The following is an 18464-nucleotide window of genomic DNA, read 5'->3' as shown; positions in this document are numbered from 1 at the left end:
GAGTCTGTATCGGGGCAATGGTGATACTGTCGCCGGTATGAACTCCCATGGGGTCAATGTTCTCGATGGAGCAGACTACGATGGCATTATCGTTTTTGTCCCGCATGACCTCCATCTCGAATTCTTTCCAGCCAATGAGCGACTCCTCGACCAAAGCCTCGTGATTGGGGCTGGTTTCCAGGGCATGTTCGACAAGGGCCGGAAACTCTTCCTGGGTATAGGCAATGGAGCCTCCCATACCCCCAAGTGTAAAGCTTGGTCGAATGATGAGGGGAAAACCGATTTGTTCCTTGAAGGCCAAGGCTTCCTTGTACGAGTGGACGACGGCGCTGTTTGCACTTTCCAGTCCAAGGCTCTGTACGATTCCCTTGAACAATCCACGGTCCTCTGCCAAGCCGATTGATTTGATCGAGGCTCCTATGACTTCCACCCCGTATTGTTCAAGCAGGCCTAGCTTGTCCAGCTCAATGGCCAGGTTGAGTCCTGTTTGCCCGCCCATGGTGGTAAGGATTGCATCGGGGCGTTCTCTTTGGAAAATCTGTTCGATATATTCGCTCTTCAAGGGCTCCATATAAATATGGTCTGCCATTCCGGGAGTAGTCATGACCGTGGCCGGATTTGGGTTTACGAGAATTACCTCATAGCCTTCTTCCTTGAGGGCCTTTACCGCTTGTGTTCCGCTATAGTCGAATTCACAGGCTTGTCCGATGACAATCGGGCCACTTCCTATTACCAGGATTCGATGGATGTCTGTTCTGGCACTCATACTTTTGCTCCTTGTGCTGCCACGCTTATGAAACGGTCGAAAATCCATGCTCCGTCATGGGGGCCCGGAGAAGCTTCTGGATGGAATTGGACGGAGAGAACGGGAAGGTTTGCATGGACCAGTCCTTCGATGGAATTGTCGTTTGCATTGATGAACCAGGGTTGTGCCAGGGGTGGCAGGCTTTCGATCTCGCTCATGAATCCGTGGTTCTGGCTTGTTACGAAGGTCTTTCCCGTAAAACAGTCCTTGACGGGGTGGTTCGCCCCATGGTGCCCGAATTTCATCTTGATTGTTTTTCCGCCTAAGGCCCAGGTAATGATCTGATGTCCCAGACATATTCCGAATACCGGTAATTTCCCGATTACCTCTTGGGTCATCAGGACAGCACCGGTAAGCAGTGCGGGATCCCCGGGACCATTGGAAAGGAATAGGGCCGTACATCCAGAAGAGAGGATTTCCTTGCTTTTTACGGTGCTAGGAAAGAGCGTCACCGCAATGTTTCGTTTGTAAAGTTCATTGATTATTGATTTCTTGATTCCGAAATCCACGACGGCAAACCGGTAAAGGGGGTTGCTGGGAGCAGGAATTTCTACCTGTGGGTCAACCAACACAGTGTGCACGGAAACGCCGTCTATGAGGTCGCGGTCGCAAATCGAGGGGAAGGCCTTCAATGCGGCCATTGTTTGCTTGAGTTCCGTTCCCTTCAGTCCAAGGACGTCGCTTCGTACCAGAACAGCGTTGCAGGACCCCTGGTCGCGAAGGTGCAAGGTAAGGCTTCTGGTATCGATACCTGTAATTCCGAATACCTCATGTTTTTTCATGAAAGCATCCAGGGATATCTTTCCTTCTGGCAAAGGGCCTTCGTACAGTTCATGGACGATCATGGCGGTGGCAGGGATGCTTTCTGGGCAAAGGGTATTTTCGTTGAGATACTCTTCACATCCATAGTTCCCTATATGGGGATAGGTCATGACCACCATCTGGCCGTTGTAGGAAGGGTCTGTCAGTATTTCCTGATAACCTGTCATACTGGTGTTGAATACTGCTTCACCAATGGAGGGGAGGTCCTGTAGTTCGAAAGGTTTCGGAGCGAGTTTTCCAAATCCGTGGCCAGAAAAAATGCTACCGTCCTGAAGAACGAGAAAAGTCTTTTCCATGGGTTCACCTTTTTTTGTTCAAATTGATGGGATTTTACACGAATAGTAAAATTTATGCAACATAAATTCTAGAAAATGCAACAAATATACTTCGCTTTTAAATATGATACATAAATTTTGCAACAAATTCATGAAAATACAACAAAAAAACTCTGTATTTTCAGTACAGAGTTTTTAAGGCTGTTCAGTATTAATCTAATACATCAGTTCAATATTTCCGCTTATTGTCTTGGCCGAAACAGAGGTGCTTCCATCTCCTGTTTTGTCGGAGAAACTATGTCCGCTTTGGTCTGAACCTTGTATCTCGATATTTCCACTGGTGGAGCTCGCAGAAACCGATAGGTTGCTTGCCCCTGAGAGATTCAAATCAATATTTCCGCTAGTGGAGGAGGCTTTCAAGGTTCCCCCTTCCCTAAGCTTTACCGAGGCATCGATTCCGGAACTTATGGAATGCAAGGTTACATTGCTGCCCTCGATTTCATTCAGGTCCAGGTTTCCGCTTGTTGAGCCAATGGAGACCTTGTTATCAGAAATGATTGAATAGCTACTGATGCTTCCGCTTATGGTCGAAAGCAAGATTGCATCGGTTGCCTTCAGGTTCAGGGTATCGATCCTGCTGCTGATGGTCTTGATGTTTATCGTTGAGGCCGTAAGGTCTTTCATGATATCGATACTTCCGCTGGTAGTCGAAATCGTGAGGTTGTCCAAGGTATCCTGGGGAAGGGTAATGACCAACCTTGAAGAATTCGAGAAGAAGGAAAAGAAATGGAACGATCTGACGGGGATGACGCGGACCGTAACACGGTTCCCGGTTTTCTCGACCCTTAGGTTTACATTTTCAGTTCCGCCTATGCTAGCCGAAGCTTCTTTTGCATTTGGATCGATTTCGATGGAAATTTCATTGGCGACAGTCGATATTTCCAGGGAATCGTTTGAGGTGAATGCAAAGGTCTGTTTGCTTCTGGAGGCTCCATCTTGTTTTGATCGGGAGCATTGCATCGGGTAGATCAGGGCAACCCCCAGAACTATGACCAGCATGAAAATCTTATTGGCTTTGGAATCGTGTAGCATATCAGGTACCTTCGATGTTTGTTCATTTCTGATTGCCTCATCCTGTTTGTCGCGGGAGCATTGTATCGGGTAGATCAAGGCAACAATCAGGAGTATGGCAAGTAAAAGGATCTTAGTGGTCTTGGAATCCTTGATCATTTCAGTTTCCGTCGTGGAATCTATCGTCCCAATCACGTTCCTTGTTAAATATATCGCCTTCCATTTTCTCTACTTTCTTTTTCAGGCGTTCATATTCAGATTGCAAATCGTCATCAGTACGAGGATCCTCATCGTCTTTGTAGTGCCCATTGCCATTGCCATAGACAGAATCCGCTGGATTCATGGGTATGACCAAAGCTGCCAGAAGATAAATTATTGCACCTGGGAAAAATCCAGTGAATATAACCGTAAAGAAAACAATCCAACGTACTGGTTCCACAGGCAAGTCACGCCATTCCGCCAAACCCGTACAAACCCCGAAAATCTTACCCCTGGGTGACCTGTAAAGTTTTTTCGTTGCCATAACAGTCATTCCTTATTCCTTTTCATCTTCGCCGTTGGTTCTTCCCTTGCGGCTGTTCATTATTGTTTCGATATTATCAAGGCGTTGCTGGAGGTCAGCGATACCTTTTTTCAGCTGGGTCCTGTTGTTCTCTCGTTCCCAATCCTCTTGAGTGGGTTCTTCAGTAACTACCGTTGACCTTTGTCTGTGACGATCTTCCCTACGGTCCTTTCTTTTCATGCGGCTATACGTTCCGGGCTTTATCCCTTGGGCCATTTCCTGCATTCTCAAGGCTGCTTCCAATTTTCTTTTCTTGAGTTCATGCTTGTTGTTGATGGCCGAGATGGTAATCACGAAGGAAAATATAACTACAAGGATCCAGATAGCTTCCATTTGTCATCTCCCTCTGTGCTTTATTTACCTGCTCGTTTGAGCAGCTCGGCAATCTCGGCGTCAATATCATCCATTTGTTCTAGATCCCTGAATTTCTCGTCAAGATTGCTCGAGGGAGCTTTGTTCAAAGTGTTTTCGGCCTGCATCCTATCAATCTTCTCTTCCATTGAGGAAAAACGATCATAGGTTGCACTTTCTGCAGCACGTTTGAGAGTTTCCTGGGTTGCCTGTTCTTCTTGGGCCCTTTTTGCTCGTTCAACCATGGTCTGGTACTTTTGCTTGACGGAGGCAAGCTTGTCCTCAACTTGGTTGATTTCATCCTTGCTTGTCTTGATCAATGCATCGGCAACATTCAGTTCCTCAAAAAGCCTGTCCATTTCAGCCTTTGCTCGTTTCTTTTCCAAGAGAGCCTCACGTGCAAGGTCTTCACGCCCCTTGCTTATGGCAAGCTCTGCACGACTCTGCCATCTGTGCATACCATTCTCGGCATCCTTGTACATTCGTTCCGTCTTTGCCCTACTGGCCATTTTGGCAGCACAAGAACTTTTGAGCTCAATTTGGGTATCTTCCATTTCCTGCATCATCAATCGAATCATCTTCTCAGGGTCTTCAGCTTTATCGAGAAGTGAATTGATGTTTGCATTTACAATATCTAAGAATCTTGAAAAAACTCCCATCGTATTTCTCCTTAGGTAGTCATGCCACCTGTGTTTGTGAAAATATAGATGCAGGAAACGTGCCAAGCTTTGCAAGTAGTGGAAAAAAATAATTAAATCCTTGTTTAATAGTATATTGTTACGTTGTTTTTGTTCTCCTACTTTTCTATACTTCTTTCTCGTGGTACTCTTGCATTGGTAAAACCTGCCAATAGTGGTTATTTTTACCAAATATTGGAGGGCCTTCATGGATTCAGGGCAAAATGGATATAACCAGCAACCTCTTGGGGAAAGTGAGGTATTCCTTGATTTCCAGAACCAATTGAGCAGGGCAGCCACTGTCAACAGATCTGTACTGCTAGTCGGTGAACGGGGGAGCGGCAAAGAACTTGCTGCACGAAGGCTTCACTTTCTTTCTCCTAGGTGGCAACAGAACCTGGTTACGGTCAACTGTGCTGCATTGCCGCCTTCCTTGATCGAAACAGAGCTCTTTGGTTATGAGCAAGGAGCTTTTACCGGTGCCCAGAAGACTCGGAAAGGTCGTTTTGAAGAAGCAGAGGGAGGAACCTTGTTTCTTGATGAAATTGGTATCATTCCCTTGGAAGTCCAGGAAAAAATATTACGGGTCGTTGAATACGGGACGTATGAGCGGGTAGGTTCTTCAGTTACCCATGAGACGAATGTCAGGATCATCGGGGCTACCAATGCAGATCTCCCCCAACTTTGCCGGGACGGAAAGTTCAAGGAAGATCTTTTGGATCGTCTCTCCTTTGAAGTATTGTTTCTTCCTCCCCTGAGAAAGAGGAATGATGATATCCTTCTGTTGGCAAACTACTTTGCCGCAAAGATGGCCTTGGAGTGCGGGCGAAAGGAAATGCCCGTCCTCAGTGACAAAGTACTGCATACCTTGCAAACCTATAGCTGGCCCGGGAATGTACGGGAATTGAAAAATGTGATTGAACGGGCAGTGTATCGCAGCGACAATGCGTCTATCGAGCAAATCACCCTGGATCCTTTCGATAATCCCTACAATGATGGCAAAGAGGAGGTATCTTTGCCTGCCCAGGAAGCTGAAAAACATCCCTTGGAGCTTTCCCGCTATGAACAGGCACGGGAAGAACAGGATATAGCTTATTTGAAAAAGGCTCTTGAAACCTCGGGTGGCAACCAGAAAGAGGCAGCGAAGCTTCTTGGTCTTACCTATGACCAACTTCGTGGGTTGTACCGAAAATATCAAGAGCGGTTATAAAAAAACAGGATATCATTGATATCCCATTTTTATAAAAATATATAGAAAAAGTTTGGTAGGGTTGGAAATAGGCTATCAATATCGAGAAGGCATCAAGATAGCTGCAAGAAGATAGAGTACGCCTATTTTCCAAAAGCCTATGCTGAAGAACACTATGATACCGATAATCCGCAGAGCCCAGACAGGAAGACCCGACCAATTTGCAAGCCCCTGGAAAACTCCAAGGAAAATCCCGTTGTGCTCCCTGTAGAGCTTGTTTGAATCGCGTCTGTAACCAGTCATTATACCTTCTCCTTCATTGATGCCTTCAGTTGGGCAAGCTCTTCGTCAATGGCACTGTCAACTTCCATCTTTCCGAACTCATCGGTTGAAGAGGTCTGATGGTATCCTGCCATCTCTGCATCGGCTTCCATTCTTTCGATCTTGCTTTCCAATTCATTGAATTTGCTGGCAAGTTCAGTGCTGTCGCTGCTTCTCAAGGTTTGTGCGACATGTTTCTTTTCTTTTGCACTGCGGGCTCTCTGCACAAGGATTTGCTGCTTGTCTTTTACTTCCTTGAGTTTGTCGACGATCTGGGTGAGCTGTACATCCTGACTGGCCAAAATTGACTCCAGATTGACCAATTGGGCTTCGATATTGGTGATTCGCTCAGAGGCACGCTTCTTTTCAACCAAGGCTTCACGGGCAAGATCTTCCTTTCCGTTGATGATTGCAAGTTTTGCACGATCTTCCCAGCGAGCGACAGACTTGAGGAGTTCTTGTTTTTCCTTTTCGAGGCTATTCTTTTCTGCCAGGCGTGCTGCTTTTGACGTGCGAGCCTTGGTCAAGGTATCCTGAAGTTCGTTTATCATGTAACTGATCATTTTTGCAGGATCTTCGATTTTATCCAGGGCACTGTTTACATTCGAGTTAAAGATATCCGCCATTCTTTTGAACATTTGCATCATTGTCTCCTTACTGCCACTTGGTGGCGTATTGTTTTGCTTGTTACGAAAATTATAGATGCAGATGTCGTGCCAAGTTTTGAAAACTCCTTGATTATTGATTTGAAATAGTGTTTTATCCAATAATTTTGGTGAAAATAACAGTTTTATAAACCACTTATGGTAAAAAATACCATTTTATATGAAACCAAGAGGTATCTTGTACCTCCACGGTTTAGCGTGTAGACTACTGTCCATGAGTACATTCTATATGGTCGCGACCCCTATCGGGAATTTGGACGATATCACCTACCGGGCGGTGAACGTGCTGAAGGAAGTGGATATCATTGCCTGCGAGGATACTCGCCATACCCAGTTTCTTTTGCAGCATTACGACATCCAGAAGCGCCTGATAGCCTGTCATGCCCATAATGAGATCAATTCAGCCAATGGCATTGTTGCCCTGCTCGAAGCAGGCAATTCCATCGCGTATGTAAGCGATGCAGGAACCCCAGGGATAAGCGACCCCGGAGCAAGGGTTGTCACAGCAGTAAGGGCCGCAGGTTTTCCTGTGGTTCCCATCCCGGGGCCTTCAGCGGTGGCTACCTTGGTAAGCGCGGCAGGATATGTAGGGAAGACTTTTATCTTCGAGGGGTTCCTCAGCCCCCGAAAAGGCCGCAGGACCAAGCGGTTTCAGGAACTCTTGGATCGTAATGAGGCTTTTATCATCTATGAATCCCCCTATAGGGTAATCAAGACCTTATCTGAACTTGCTGAATTGGCACCTCAACGGAGAGTTGTTGCCGGAAGAGAGATGACAAAGGCCTTCGAGGAGTTCCTTGATGGCAGTGCCCGTCAAATTGCCGATACCCTTGCAGCACGACAAAGCGTAAAGGGTGAGTTTGCCATTTGTATTTGTCCAAGCGAGGCTACGCAAGACAATGATGACGATAGCGAAGCTTAAGAGCCTAAAGAGTCGTACTTGCGTACGAAAATGTGCCTTGCTCTTCCATGAGCAGGCGTTGGTTGCCAAACAAGGAAAACAACCCGATATAGGGTATATCGAAGGGCTTTGCTCGCTTTTTTCCGCTTCCCAGTTCACCCAAATCCTTTCTGCTTCCCAAATGGCACAATTGCTGCTTCTCTCACAACGACTTTCCAGTAAAACAGGAGAGGAGCTTGCCTTTGTTTGTGAGGATATTCATCAGTTTTTGCTTTCCGTGCTCGGCAGTGAACCCTCCGATTGGGATTTTTTCCAAGAAGATGGTGAACTTGATGCCAGTCAACGAACCCTTCTTCCCCATATACTCATTCTTGACAGGTTGAGGTCTCCCTTCAATGTCGGGTCTGTCTTCCGGACTGCCGATTCCTTCGGTATCGAGGAGATCTGGCTGGTAGAAGGGACTGCGGATATTTCCCATCCTCGATGTGTCCGTACGGCAAGAGGGTGTACCAAGACCATCCCCTATAGGGTAATGGAAGAATCTGTAATGATAGCGGAGTTAAAAAGGCTTGCAATGCCAGCCTTTGCCCTTGAACTGGGAGGAAAGGATCTTTCCAGTTTTGATTTCCCCTTGCGAGGGGCAGCTGTTCTTGGAAGTGAGGAATTTGGGGTCAGTCCGGGGTTGCTCTCCTATTGTGACCGGTCAGTGGGCAGGGTTTCCATCCCGCTAGGGGGGAGCAAAGGTTCGCTGAACGTTTCCGTGGCTACCGGGATAATGTTGTATCATTGGTTTTTTTCATGAAGATTCCTGCAAACCTGTCCATTGAGGAAAACTACAGACGGATGATTGATACCCCGGTCCGGAAATTGATACTCTCCTTGGCCACTCCCACCATCGTTTCCATGTTGATCACCTCTTTCTATAGTCTGACAGATACCATCTTTGTCAGTCATACAGGGACGACGGCCAGTGCGGCGGTCGGAATTGTATTTTCCCTCATGAGTTTCATCCAGGCAATCGGAATTATGTTTGGACAGGGATCTGCAAATGTAGTTTCCCGGCTCTTGGGGGCCAAGGATAACCAAAAGGCAGACCAAGTCTTCAGCACTGCTTTCTTTACCGCTGTTTTCCTTGCCCTTTGCCTCTCGATAGCCGGTTTGACCCATATGCATGGTCTGGTACGGTTTCTGGGAGCAACTCCAACCATTGAGCCCTTTGCCATTGCCTATGGTTCAATGATCTTGATAGGAGCCCCGTGGATGACCGTATGCTATACGATGAACAATAATCTGCGCTCAGAAGGCAAGGCTATCCTTGGGATGATCGGAATGAGCTCCGGGGCGATCATCAATGTTGTGCTTGATCCCCTCCTGATATTTGGATTTGGGATGGGTATTCGGGGAGCTGCACTGGCTACCTTGATCAGCCAGTTTCTCAGTTTCTGCATCCTGCTTTCCCATTTTATCAAAGGACGGAGCAACCTTCATCTTTCGCTGGGGAATATCCGTTTTTCCTGGAAGCTGTATCGGGATATCTTTACGGTGGGGCTTCCCTCGCTAATCAGAAACCTGCTGCTTTCGGTATCGGCAATTTGCCTGAATGTGTTTGCAGGACCTTTTGGGGATGCTGCCATTTCGGCGATGACCATTACGACCAGGATCATCCAATTCTTGAATTCTGCCCTGATCGGGTTCGGACAGGGGTTCCAGCCGGTTGCCGGATTCAGTTGGGGGGCAAAACGATATGACCGACTGAAGGAATCCTTCGTCTTTTGCATCCAGGTGGGTGTCTTCTCGTTTGTGGGTATCGGTTTTCTTTGTTACCTGGGAGCCCCGATGCTCGTCAGGTGTTTTCTATCAGATCCTACGGTATTGGCCATAGGAACCGTTGCTATCAGGTTCCAGTGCGTCCTCATGCCGATCATGGCTTTCAATACCCTGAGCGGGATGTTGTTCCAATGCACCAATCACGGGGCAAAAAGTTCCATCCTTGCCTTTTGTAGACAAGGAATTTTCTTTATTCCCCTAATCGCAACGTTGCCAAAGGTCTATGGAATCCTGGGTATCCAGGTTTCCCAACCTTTGGCGGACATTTTGACCTTTGGGGTTTCCCTGGCTCTGGTCATTCCCTTTTTGAAACAACTTTCCAAGCTGGAATCTAGCCTCTAGTTGCAACTACGGCCATATACATTTTTCGTAATCGTTCCTCGATGCTGTAATTGAAATTGTTTGCCGAGAAATTGCCCTTGGTGTTTCGTTTCCCTGGTGGGCGACCCGTCAATAACTGCATTCCCTCATCGATGGTCTTGATGGGATAGATATGAAAGGTATGGTTTTTAAGCGCCTCTAGCAGGTCATAGGGAAGAATGAGATTCTTGATATTCTGATATGGAATGATCACTCCCTGCTTTCCCGTAAGACCCGTAGTCTGGCAGGTTCTGAAGAATCCTTCGATCTTTTCATTGATCCCCCCTACTGGTTGGATCATACCCATCTGGTTCACTGAACCGGTTACGGCAATATCCTGTCTGATAGGCAGTTCTCCGATGGCTGAAAGCAAGGCATACAGCTCAGAGGAAGAGGCACTGTCCCCGTCGACCTCTGCATAGGATTGCTCGAAGGCAATACCTGCATAAATGGAAAGAGGGAAGGTCCTGGCATAGTGTTTGCGAAGGTAGCCTTCAAGAATCAACAGACCCTTGTCATGTATTTCTCCGCTTAAGCCCGCTTCATGTTCAATATTGACAATGCCCTCGTTTCCCGGGGCTACCGTTGCCGAGATTACTGTCGGAGTCCCGAATGAGGAAGAACCGCGGTCCATGACTGCCAGGCCATTGACCACTCCAATCTTTGCCCCACTTAGGCTGATAATCACTTCTCCGTTGAGGATTTCATCGTTTATCCTGCTTTCGGAGATTCCGCTGATGTAATCCCGTTCATCGTTTGCCTTGAGTACCATTGCCCCATCAATGGAAGTCTTTTTTTCGAGGCGTGCCCAATAATCGGCTTCGATGAGTACATCAAAAAGTTGGGAGAATTGGGTTGCCAATTCTTTTCTTGATTCTGAGAACCAGGCACTATAGCGCAAAAGTTGGCTGAAGGCATCATCGGTAAGGGGAAGCAGTCCATTCTTTTTTGCATAATTGGTAAGGACAAAGATTGTCTTGGAAATATTTATGGAAGATGCTGGCATTGCATAGTCAAATTGCGCCGAGATCTTGAAGAGGCTCAAAAATCGTTCATCGTGCTCGGTGAGGTTGTCGAATGTATCTTCACTGCCGATCAGTATGACTTTTATGGGAAGAGGAGGCATTTGGGGACGGATTCCACCGCTTCTCATCTCTCCCTTGGCGAACAGCTTGCCCTCGAGGGCAAAGGCATTGGAATCGAGAAATCGTTTGAGTGCATCCCAGAGGCCTACTTCTGCAAGCAATTCCTCTGCATTGATCACGATGAACCCTCCTGCGGCTTCCAAAAGGGCTCCGCTGTGAAGGGATAGATGGTAAATATTCTGATGGGCATCCACTGTCCCGAATAAATTGGAAAAAGTCGGGTGGGATTCTATGACCAGGGGGCGTAGGGTGGTATTTGCATGGTTTACCAAAAGATTGACCCTGTACCGTCCATTTATGGGATCCTTGAGGATTTTCTCTTTATCAAGGTTTGCAATCCTGGAAGCTTGCCGTTCCAAATCATCCTTGAGATGCTTCAGGTACAGTTGAACCTCGGTATCCTTGAATTGAAGGCTAAGCTCATCTACTCTCTTGGAAGCTTGTGCGACAAAATCCTGTTTTTGGGTTGCGATCTTGAGCAAGTCCATGGTGAAAAGGTCCATGGCATCTCCAAATTCCTGCCCTTTTCCGGGAGGAAAGGTCAAGGCAAGGGGACAATCCTGTTGGGTAAAGTTACAGACATAGGAAATATCCTTCAGATGGGAGATGTCCTTTCTGGCTTTTTCTGCCATTTGCTTGACGGCTTCCATCCTACCGCTTCCGGTGTTGCCACTGACAAATATATTGTAACCGCATTTTTCCAGGGCAAAGCCCATGCCCAGGGAACGCATTGCCCTGGGTTGTCCGACGATACCCTCGTCAGATCCGGTGTTGCGGCATTCATGAATCATGTTGAGGTCAAAATCAAAGCAAGCTTCCTCATAGGGGAGTTCCTTGATGGTTGTTATCAGTTCTGTCATGACCGAACTATAGGTGGTGGAACAAATGGTGTCAACTCTTTATAATGCAACCATGAAACGTGATGAATTGACAGAGTATCTCGATGGATATCTGGATCTTGCTTCCTTTAACTCGATCGATCCTTCTTCCAATGGTCTGGTTGTCGGGGGAAGCGATAAAACGGTGAAGCGAATTGCTTTTGCCGTAGATGCTTGTCTCAAGACCTTCAGCCTTGCCTCCGAGGCCGGCTCCGATCTGCTAATTGTCCATCACGGTCTTTTCTGGGGTGCCCCGATTCCTGTCACCAAGGCGCATTATACGCGGATAAAAACCTTGCTCGACAACAATCTGGACCTCTATGCAGCCCATTTGCCTCTGGATGGTCATCCTGAGGTTGGCAATAATGTAGTCATGGCCCGTTTGCTTGGTTTGGATGATATCCAACCCTTTGCCCCGTACAAGGGAAAGCTGCTTGGCTTCAAGGGTATATCCCCGGTTCCCTTGGATCCTGCTTCAATAGCGAAGACCCTGGGGTTTTCCAATCCTGTGATCCTGCCTTTCGGGAATAAGGAGATCAGGACAATCGGCATTGTAAGCGGTGGAGCCAGTGATGATGTGTACGCTGCCCTGGATGAAGGCCTCGATTGCTTTATCACCGGTGAATGCGAGCACCAGGTTTACAATGATTGCCTGGAAAACAAGATTACACTCATAGCTGGAGGCCATTACCTCAGTGAGGTTTTCGGAGTGCAGGCCCTCTCTGTTCACCTACAAGAAAGATTCGGTGTAGAGACGGTTTTTCTCGATAATCCGACGGGTCTGTAAGACCAGACATTCTTTGTAGCTTTATTTCTCGTAGGGTCGTTCAGGGATTGTTTGCCATCCATTGTTCCATTTCTTTGTCGGTACCGAGCACGTAATGGGTTCCTTCCACAAGATGTTTGCTTCCCTTGTCATAATCGATGCCACTGGTTGCATAATCATAGGTCTTTGCTACCCTAAGTTTCTCAAGGATGGGATTTGGTCGTGGTATCGCGGAAAGCAGGCTTTGGGTATACGGATGGATGGCCCGACTGAAAATCTCCTCGGTGGTTCCGGTTTCAACCAGATGGCCTTGGTGCAGCACCCCGATACGGGAACTTATGTACTTGACCATCGAGAGGTCATGGGCGATGAATAGATAGGCGGTTCCAGTCTCTTTCTGGATATCCTTCATGAGATTGACCACCTGGGCCTGGATTGAGACATCCAAGGCACTGATGCACTCATCGGCAATGATAAGTTTTGGATTCATGATCAGGGCCCGGGCAATGCCTACCCGTTGACGCTGCCCTCCTGAAAATTGGTGGGGATAGCGGTCGATATGTTCCGGAGCCAAGCCTACCTTGTCCAATATCCTCTCAACCATTTTGGTCCTTTCTGCCTTGGTAGCACAGATGCCATGGATTACGAGTCCCTCTGCAATGATCTCCCCGACCTTCTTTCTGGGATTCAGGGATGCCATGGGGTCCTGAAAGATCATCTGCATATTGGTCCGTACATAATTCATGTCATCCTTGGAGAGCTTGTCGGTGATATCCCTTCCATCGAAGGTGAGCGACCCTGCGGTAGGCGTGTACAACCGGATGACGCTTCGTCCGATAGTGCTCTTGCCTGAACCGGATTCTCCTACCAATCCATAGGTCTCCCCTGGATAGATGTCGAAGGAAACATCGTCGACTGCCTTGACCGTATATTTGGAGCTTGTCCGAAAATATTGTTTCAGGTTCTTTACTTTCAAGAGAGGTTTTTTATCTTCCATAGTTCTTCACCTCTTGTTTCATGCGTTCGATGCGTTGCTTCAGTTCAAGCGGCATTTCCACCTTTGGGGCACGAGGATCAAGAAGCCAGGTCGATGCATAGTGAGTGTCGCTGATTCTGAACATCGGAGGCTCTTCTTTGCTATCGATGCCAAGGGCGAATTGGTTCCTTGGTGCAAAAGCATCCCCTTTTACCGAATGCAACAGATTCGGGGGAGAGCCGGGAATGGTGTAGAGTCGTTCGTCGGTCGTATCCAAATCGGGCATGGCAGACAACAAACCCCAGGTATAGGGATGGGCAGGTTCAAAGTAAATGTCGTTGGCCGTTCCTTTTTCCACGATCTTGCCGGCATACATGACATTTACATAGTCAGCCACCTTGGCAACGACACCCAGATCATGGGTGATATAGATAACGGAAATTCCCCGTTCTCGTTGTATACGGCTGATCAACTCAATGATTTTTGCCTGTATCGTTACATCAAGGGCTGTCGTCGGTTCATCACAAATCAACAATTCAGGGTTGCAAGCCAAGGCAATTGCAATGACTACCCGTTGCCTCATGCCTCCCGATAATTGATGAGGATAATTTCTGATCCGTTTCTCGGCATCAAGAATCCCTACCTCCCCAAGGAGTTCCAGTGCTTTCTTGTAGGCTTCATCCTTTGGCGTGTGATAATGCCACATCATTCCTTCCATGATTTGTTTTCCGATGGTCATGGTAGGATCGAGGCTGGTCATGGGATCCTGGAATATCATGGCGATGCGTTTGCCATTGATTTGACGGCGTAGATCACGCTTGGTCATGGAAAGGATGTCGCATTCTTCCCGTTCTCCGTTCTCCTTTGGGTAAGCGAACTGTATTGAGCCGCTATTGACGACTGCATTTCTGTCCAGAATGCCCATCACGGCCTTTGAGGTCACTGATTTTCCTGACCCGGATTCCCCGACGATTGCAACGGTTCCTCCTTTGTCCAATGTCAGGTTGACTCCACGTATGGCATTTACAAAACCTGCCGTTGTCCTGAAGGAGATGGAAAGATTCTCTATTGAGAGTATTTGTTCTTGTTTCATCATAGCGCTACATCTCTTTCATTTTGGGGTCAAGGGCTTCGCGCAGCCCATCCGCCAGCATATTGAAACACAACATAAGGAAAGCCAATATAAGAATCGGGGGAATAATCTGATAGGGGTGCGTGGTAAAACTGTTGAAGGCACTGCTGATCAATGAACCCAGGCTACATTGGGGAACCGGAATGCCCAAGCCAACGAAAGAGAGGAAGGCTTCGGTAAATATTGCCGTAGGAATACTGAACATTGTCTGGGTAATGATCTGCCCGATGATATTGGGCAGGATTTCCTTGAAAATAATGGTAAAATTTCCTGCTCCCAAAGTCCGGGAAGCCAATACGAATTCCCGTTCCTTTAGATTGAGCATCTCTGCACGGGCTATCCTGCTCATGCCTATCCATTCGGTAATCATCAGTGCAAAGATAATAGTAGTGAGGCCTGGCTTGAGGATAAGCATAAGCAATGTGACGATGACCAAACGGGGGATCCCGTTGACGATTTCAGCAAACCGTTGCATGCTGCTGTCCACAAGACCTCCGAAATATCCGGAGACCAAGCCATAACTCATGCCGATGATCATATCGATGAGCACGGCGGCAAAGGCGATGTAGAGGGAGACTCGAGTTCCCGTCCAGGTCCGGGTCCAGATGTCCCGGCCCAAAGTGTCCGAACCAAACCAATAATGGATCGAGAGGTCATTGTTTTCCTGATACTTGTTGATCAGTTTTGTCCCTGTGGTAGTGGACATGGTCTCTTTTCCGTCGAAGATTCCCAATTTCTCAAGTCCTGCGATGCGAGGGGCATAATTTTTCTGTGCCAGATTCTGGCTTGAATAGGAATAGGAGTTCATGCTTGGACCGAAAGCAGCAAAGAAGATGATCAATAAGATGATGACTAGGGATACCACGGCACTCTTGTTTGCCATGAAACGTGTACGAACATCTTTCCAATAACTTTGACTGGCAAAATTTGAGTCAATTCTGGTTTGCTGGATATCACTTACCAGGGAAAAATCATCCATCAAGTTTCCTGCAACAGAAGAGGAGGCATCCAAGGTAGCTGTCATTTTTCCTTTTTGTTTATCTCTCATGTATCGCTTCCTTTCTTTGCAAGCCTGATCCTGGGATCGATGATTCCATAGAGAATATCGACAACCAGCATGATGCAGATATACATGGCACTGTAAATGAAGCTCAGTGCTATGACAACATTGTAGTCATTGGATTGAATTGCGGTTACGAGCAAGGAGCCTACACCGGGTATGGAGAATATTTTCTCGACTACCAGGGACCCTGTCATCAAATCGACAATAAGGGGGGCAAGCACCGTAATGATCGGAATAAGGGCATTTCGCAATACATGTCGGATGATCAACGGTGGTCCATAGAGACCTTTGCTTTCTGCAAGCATGATGTAATCGCTTCCCAAGGATTCCAACATTTCAGTACGTGTGAAACGGGCAATCGAGGCCAAGGTGAACATGCAAAGGGAAATGCTTGGCAATATACTGGAGGCAAAAGGTGTGTTATTGGAATAGAGCATGGGAAATAGACGCCATTTGAAACCGAATTGATAACTCAGTGCCAAGGCGAACACATAACTGGGAATAGAAACCCCCAGTACAGAAATTATCGTACAGACGGTATCCCATATCGTTCCGTGGTAAAGGGCGGCGATTATGCCTAGTAACAGTCCTATCAAGGCCCCTGTCAATACTGATTGTCCGCCTATCTTGAGGCTGATGGGAAGCCTGGATTTGATAAGTTGGCTGATCGGGGTGTTCTTGCTGATGTTATAGCTCACACCGAAATCACCATGGCAAATATTGGTAACATATTTGGCAAATTGAACGACTAGTGGTTTGTCCAGACCATATTTCTGATATAAAGTGGCTCGTTGGACATCGGACAGTTTCTCGTCATTGAAGGGAGAGCCCGGCATTTTCTGCAGTAACAAGAAAAGCACCAAGGTGATGACCAGAAGTGTAAAGATAGCGATCAGAATTCTTTTGAATATATATTTTTTCAAACAATACCTTCCGTATCAATCCTGTTGTCAAAAACATATCCGATGAATTCCTTTTGGGAACTCATCGGATAATCGATACAGAATTCTATTTTTTTGCTGTGTTTTTGTATACACGATTCAAGGCAATAGGGTGGAATTCAATTCCGGATACATTGGATTTGATCATGTCGGCATTGGCCTGCTGATACAATGGGAAGATGACAGCCTGCTTCATGACAATGGTTTCGGCTTTCTTCAGGGCATCCCAACGTCCAACTGGATCGGTGCACAAATCCCCGGTGGTGCATTCGGCGATCAAGGAATCATACTGGGCATCGCTCCATAATCCATAGTTGTTATCGTTGCCGGTCACCCACATACCAAGATAGGTCATCGGGTCTGCATAGTCCGGTCCCCATCTGGTCAAGCCAAGGGTATAGGTACCATCCTGCATATCCTGGACCCTCTGTTTCTTGGGCTCGATGCGCAGATCAATTTCAAGTCCGGGAAGTCTCTGTTCCAACTCTTCCTTGAGTACGGCTGCCACATTCTGCTGGATTTCCGTATCATCGACAATCATCTCAAACTTGAAGGAGTCCTTGTTGAGTTCTTTCTTTGCAAGGTTGTAATATGTCAGGGCCTTGGTGGTATCAAAGTCACAGACATCAGAGAACTCTGTCTGGTTCGGTGTGAAGTCCTGGCCTTTCGAATTCGTGGCCAATTGGGTTGGGACGGCGGCAAAGGCAGCCGTGGAACCATCCTTGATTACACTCTTGGCCAAAGTTTCGCGGTCGAGTGCAAAGGTCATTGCCATTCTCAGGTTCAAATTTGCCAAATCAGTGGATTTTGCAATATTTGGGCTGATGTACCAAAGGTATCCGGCACCGACGCTCTTGAACTCAGGATCATCCTTTACTTGGTCAACCTGGTCACCGGAGAGCTGGATGATATCCAAGTCGCCGTTCTGGTAACTCATCAAGGCCTGCTGACTATCCTTGATGACCTGATAGTTCAATCCATCAAGCTTTACCTTGCCAGCATTATAATACTTGGGATTCTTGATAAGTTTGAAACTGGTGGCAGCCGGTTCATATTCGCTGAGTATATAGGCACCATTGCTCAGTACTGTATCGGCGCTGGTTGCGAAGGTGTCCCCGCACTTTGCAAAGAACGCACGATTGACTGGATAATAGGTAGGGAAATAAAGACATTCATCAAAATAAGAGACAGGTACTTCGAGTTGTACCTGCAAGGTCTTTGCATCAATGGCCTTCACTCCAAGCTGGTCAACGCTCATTTTTCCTGCTTCAATGGCTGCGGCATTTTTCAGTTGCCCGATGTCGCTCATCATGTAGGAATATTCTGAGGCTGTATCGGGATCTACGGCACGCTGCCAACCAAAGACAAAGTCATCGGCAGTGACAGGGTCGCCATTGGACCAATAGGCGTCATCACGAATCTTGAAGGTATACGTCAAGCCATCGGGAGAGATTTGCTCGTCGGCACATAAAGCATTGATAACTGAACCATCAGCTGCCATTTGTTTAAGGCCATCCGTGTAATCTGCAATTACCTCAAAAGAGGTACCATCGGTTGCAATCTGGGGATCAAGGCTTTCAACCTCAACCTCAATCATGACATTCAGGGTGTTGTTCTTCTGTACGGGTGCTGTTGCAGCAGTGGTTTTTTCGGCATTTCCATTTGCAAACAGACTTAGGCAACCGAGCAAAAGCAGGGACGTCAAAACGGTTCGTTTTTTCACTTGTTCGCTCCTCC

The 18464-nt window shown here is 47.2% G+C and carries 18 protein-coding genes and 1 pseudogene; 5 read left to right on the top strand and 14 right to left on the bottom strand.

From position 1 onward, the window contains the following. From carB to ACHZBG_RS16245, 6 genes and pseudogenes are all read right to left on the bottom strand, one after another. Window positions 1-766, bottom strand: a pseudogene (gene carB / locus ACHZBG_RS16270) (carbamoyl phosphate synthase large subunit); the annotation flags it as partial. Then, on the bottom strand, window positions 763-1923 hold the full coding sequence (gene carA, locus ACHZBG_RS16265) for a glutamine-hydrolyzing carbamoyl-phosphate synthase small subunit (RefSeq protein WP_320130514.1): 1161 nt from the start codon (window positions 1921-1923) through the stop codon (window positions 763-765). The gene carA and the pseudogene carB, both read right to left, overlap by 4 nt. Before the next feature lie 195 nt (window positions 1924-2118). Then, window positions 2119-3168 (bottom strand): DUF4097 family beta strand repeat-containing protein, encoded by a 1050-nt coding sequence (locus tag ACHZBG_RS16260; protein ID WP_320130513.1) that lies wholly within the window; start codon window positions 3166-3168, stop codon window positions 2119-2121. Next, entirely contained in the window at window positions 3134-3496 is a 363-nt protein-coding gene (locus ACHZBG_RS16255) for a PspC domain-containing protein (RefSeq protein WP_320130512.1), read from the bottom strand. The genes ACHZBG_RS16260 and ACHZBG_RS16255 overlap by 35 nt, the downstream gene beginning before the upstream one ends. A 12-nt stretch (window positions 3497-3508) precedes the next feature. Further along, window positions 3509-3868 carry a hypothetical protein gene (locus ACHZBG_RS16250; RefSeq protein ID WP_320130511.1) on the bottom strand — a complete coding sequence of 120 codons (360 nt, stop codon included), beginning with the start codon at window positions 3866-3868 and terminating at the stop codon, window positions 3509-3511. 20 nt (window positions 3869-3888) lie between these two features. Next, on the bottom strand, window positions 3889-4545 hold the full coding sequence (locus ACHZBG_RS16245) for a PspA/IM30 family protein (RefSeq protein ID WP_320130510.1): 657 nt from the start codon (window positions 4543-4545) through the stop codon (window positions 3889-3891). A gap of 226 nt (window positions 4546-4771) precedes the next feature. On the opposite strand from ACHZBG_RS16245, the gene ACHZBG_RS16240 reads away from it, so the two are divergent. Beyond that, window positions 4772-5773, top strand: coding sequence for a sigma 54-interacting transcriptional regulator (locus ACHZBG_RS16240; RefSeq protein ID WP_320130509.1), 1002 nt, complete (start codon window positions 4772-4774; stop codon window positions 5771-5773). Between the two features lie 75 nt (window positions 5774-5848). Here the strand turns inward: ACHZBG_RS16240 and ACHZBG_RS16235 are convergent, their stop codons facing one another. Both ACHZBG_RS16235 and ACHZBG_RS16230 read right to left on the bottom strand, forming a co-directional pair. After that, window positions 5849-6055, bottom strand: coding sequence for a PspC domain-containing protein (locus ACHZBG_RS16235; RefSeq protein WP_320130508.1), 207 nt, complete (start codon window positions 6053-6055; stop codon window positions 5849-5851). Next, complete coding sequence (locus ACHZBG_RS16230; protein ID WP_394699416.1) at window positions 6055-6717, bottom strand: PspA/IM30 family protein; 663 nt, start codon at window positions 6715-6717, stop codon at window positions 6055-6057. The genes ACHZBG_RS16235 and ACHZBG_RS16230 overlap by 1 nt, the downstream gene beginning before the upstream one ends. A 235-nt stretch (window positions 6718-6952) precedes the next feature. Here ACHZBG_RS16230 and rsmI point away from each other — a divergent pair, with 235 nt between their 5' ends. Genes rsmI through ACHZBG_RS16215 form a run of 3 tightly spaced genes read left to right on the top strand, consistent with a single transcriptional unit; the run spans window position 6953 to window position 9808 of the window. Further along, a complete protein-coding gene (gene rsmI, locus ACHZBG_RS16225) occupies window positions 6953-7660 on the top strand; it encodes a 16S rRNA (cytidine(1402)-2'-O)-methyltransferase (RefSeq protein ID WP_320130506.1) in 708 nt (235 codons plus the stop codon). Beyond that, a complete protein-coding gene (locus ACHZBG_RS16220) occupies window positions 7593-8441 on the top strand; it encodes a TrmH family RNA methyltransferase (protein WP_320130505.1) in 849 nt (282 codons plus the stop codon). The genes rsmI and ACHZBG_RS16220 overlap by 68 nt, the downstream gene beginning before the upstream one ends. After that, on the top strand, window positions 8438-9808 hold the full coding sequence (locus ACHZBG_RS16215; protein ID WP_320130504.1) for an MATE family efflux transporter: 1371 nt from the start codon (window positions 8438-8440) through the stop codon (window positions 9806-9808). The genes ACHZBG_RS16220 and ACHZBG_RS16215 overlap by 4 nt, the downstream gene beginning before the upstream one ends. Here the strand turns inward: ACHZBG_RS16215 and ACHZBG_RS16210 are convergent. Next, a complete protein-coding gene (locus ACHZBG_RS16210; RefSeq protein ID WP_320130503.1) occupies window positions 9798-11831 on the bottom strand; it encodes an AAA family ATPase in 2034 nt (677 codons plus the stop codon). The genes ACHZBG_RS16215 and ACHZBG_RS16210 overlap by 11 nt on opposite strands. Window positions 11832-11883: 52 nt before the next feature. Between ACHZBG_RS16210 and ACHZBG_RS16205 the strand changes: the two genes are divergently transcribed. Continuing rightward, complete coding sequence (locus ACHZBG_RS16205; protein ID WP_394699415.1) at window positions 11884-12636, top strand: Nif3-like dinuclear metal center hexameric protein; 753 nt, start codon at window positions 11884-11886, stop codon at window positions 12634-12636. A gap of 40 nt (window positions 12637-12676) precedes the next feature. Here the strand turns inward: ACHZBG_RS16205 and ACHZBG_RS16200 are convergent, their stop codons facing one another. The 5 genes from ACHZBG_RS16200 to ACHZBG_RS16180 all read right to left on the bottom strand — a co-directional run bounded on the left by ACHZBG_RS16200 (window position 12677) and on the right by ACHZBG_RS16180 (window position 18450). Beyond that, a complete protein-coding gene (locus ACHZBG_RS16200; RefSeq protein ID WP_320130501.1) occupies window positions 12677-13612 on the bottom strand; it encodes an ATP-binding cassette domain-containing protein in 936 nt (311 codons plus the stop codon). Next, window positions 13602-14687, bottom strand: coding sequence for an ABC transporter ATP-binding protein (locus tag ACHZBG_RS16195; protein WP_320130500.1), 1086 nt, complete (start codon window positions 14685-14687; stop codon window positions 13602-13604). The genes ACHZBG_RS16200 and ACHZBG_RS16195 overlap by 11 nt, the downstream gene beginning before the upstream one ends. A 4-nt stretch (window positions 14688-14691) precedes the next feature. Next, window positions 14692-15771 (bottom strand): ABC transporter permease, encoded by a 1080-nt coding sequence (locus ACHZBG_RS16190; protein ID WP_320130499.1) that lies wholly within the window; start codon window positions 15769-15771, stop codon window positions 14692-14694. After that, on the bottom strand, window positions 15768-16709 hold the full coding sequence (locus ACHZBG_RS16185) for an ABC transporter permease (protein ID WP_320130498.1): 942 nt from the start codon (window positions 16707-16709) through the stop codon (window positions 15768-15770). Before ACHZBG_RS16185 ends, ACHZBG_RS16190 begins: the two co-directional genes overlap by 4 nt. 85 nt (window positions 16710-16794) lie before the next feature. Next, window positions 16795-18450 (bottom strand): peptide ABC transporter substrate-binding protein, encoded by a 1656-nt coding sequence (locus tag ACHZBG_RS16180; RefSeq protein WP_320130497.1) that lies wholly within the window; start codon window positions 18448-18450, stop codon window positions 16795-16797. Between the last annotated feature and the right edge of the window lie 14 nt (window positions 18451-18464).

The organism is uncultured Sphaerochaeta sp. (assembly GCF_963676625.2).
Lineage (GTDB): Bacteria > Spirochaetota > Spirochaetia > Sphaerochaetales > Sphaerochaetaceae > Sphaerochaeta.
The sequence above is the reverse complement of the archived record's forward strand: the minus strand, read 5'-3'. Positions and strand labels throughout refer to the sequence as shown.

Excerpts from the sequence above, each read along its gene's own strand:
- carA (WP_320130514.1), bottom strand. The coding sequence starts at position 1,923 with ATGGAAAAGACTTTTCTCGTTCTTCAGGACGGTAGCATTTTTTCTGGC.
- ACHZBG_RS16255 (WP_320130512.1), bottom strand. The coding sequence starts at position 3,496 with ATGGCAACGAAAAAACTTTACAGGTCACCCAGGGGTAAGATTTTCGGG.
- ACHZBG_RS16250 (WP_320130511.1), bottom strand. The coding sequence starts at position 3,868 with ATGGAAGCTATCTGGATCCTTGTAGTTATATTTTCCTTCGTGATTACC.
- ACHZBG_RS16245 (WP_320130510.1), bottom strand. The coding sequence starts at position 4,545 with ATGGGAGTTTTTTCAAGATTCTTAGATATTGTAAATGCAAACATCAAT.
- ACHZBG_RS16240 (WP_320130509.1), top strand. The coding sequence starts at position 4,772 with ATGGATTCAGGGCAAAATGGATATAACCAGCAACCTCTTGGGGAAAGT.
- ACHZBG_RS16235 (WP_320130508.1), bottom strand. The coding sequence starts at position 6,055 with ATGACTGGTTACAGACGCGATTCAAACAAGCTCTACAGGGAGCACAAC.
- ACHZBG_RS16230 (WP_394699416.1), bottom strand. The coding sequence starts at position 6,717 with ATGCAAATGTTCAAAAGAATGGCGGATATCTTTAACTCGAATGTAAAC.
- rsmI (WP_320130506.1), top strand. The coding sequence starts at position 6,953 with ATGAGTACATTCTATATGGTCGCGACCCCTATCGGGAATTTGGACGAT.
- ACHZBG_RS16215 (WP_320130504.1), top strand. The coding sequence starts at position 8,438 with ATGAAGATTCCTGCAAACCTGTCCATTGAGGAAAACTACAGACGGATG.
- ACHZBG_RS16210 (WP_320130503.1), bottom strand. The coding sequence starts at position 11,831 with ATGACAGAACTGATAACAACCATCAAGGAACTCCCCTATGAGGAAGCT.
- ACHZBG_RS16205 (WP_394699415.1), top strand. The coding sequence starts at position 11,884 with ATGAAACGTGATGAATTGACAGAGTATCTCGATGGATATCTGGATCTT.
- ACHZBG_RS16200 (WP_320130501.1), bottom strand. The coding sequence starts at position 13,612 with ATGGAAGATAAAAAACCTCTCTTGAAAGTAAAGAACCTGAAACAATAT.
- ACHZBG_RS16195 (WP_320130500.1), bottom strand. The coding sequence starts at position 14,687 with ATGATGAAACAAGAACAAATACTCTCAATAGAGAATCTTTCCATCTCC.
- ACHZBG_RS16190 (WP_320130499.1), bottom strand. The coding sequence starts at position 15,771 with ATGAGAGATAAACAAAAAGGAAAAATGACAGCTACCTTGGATGCCTCC.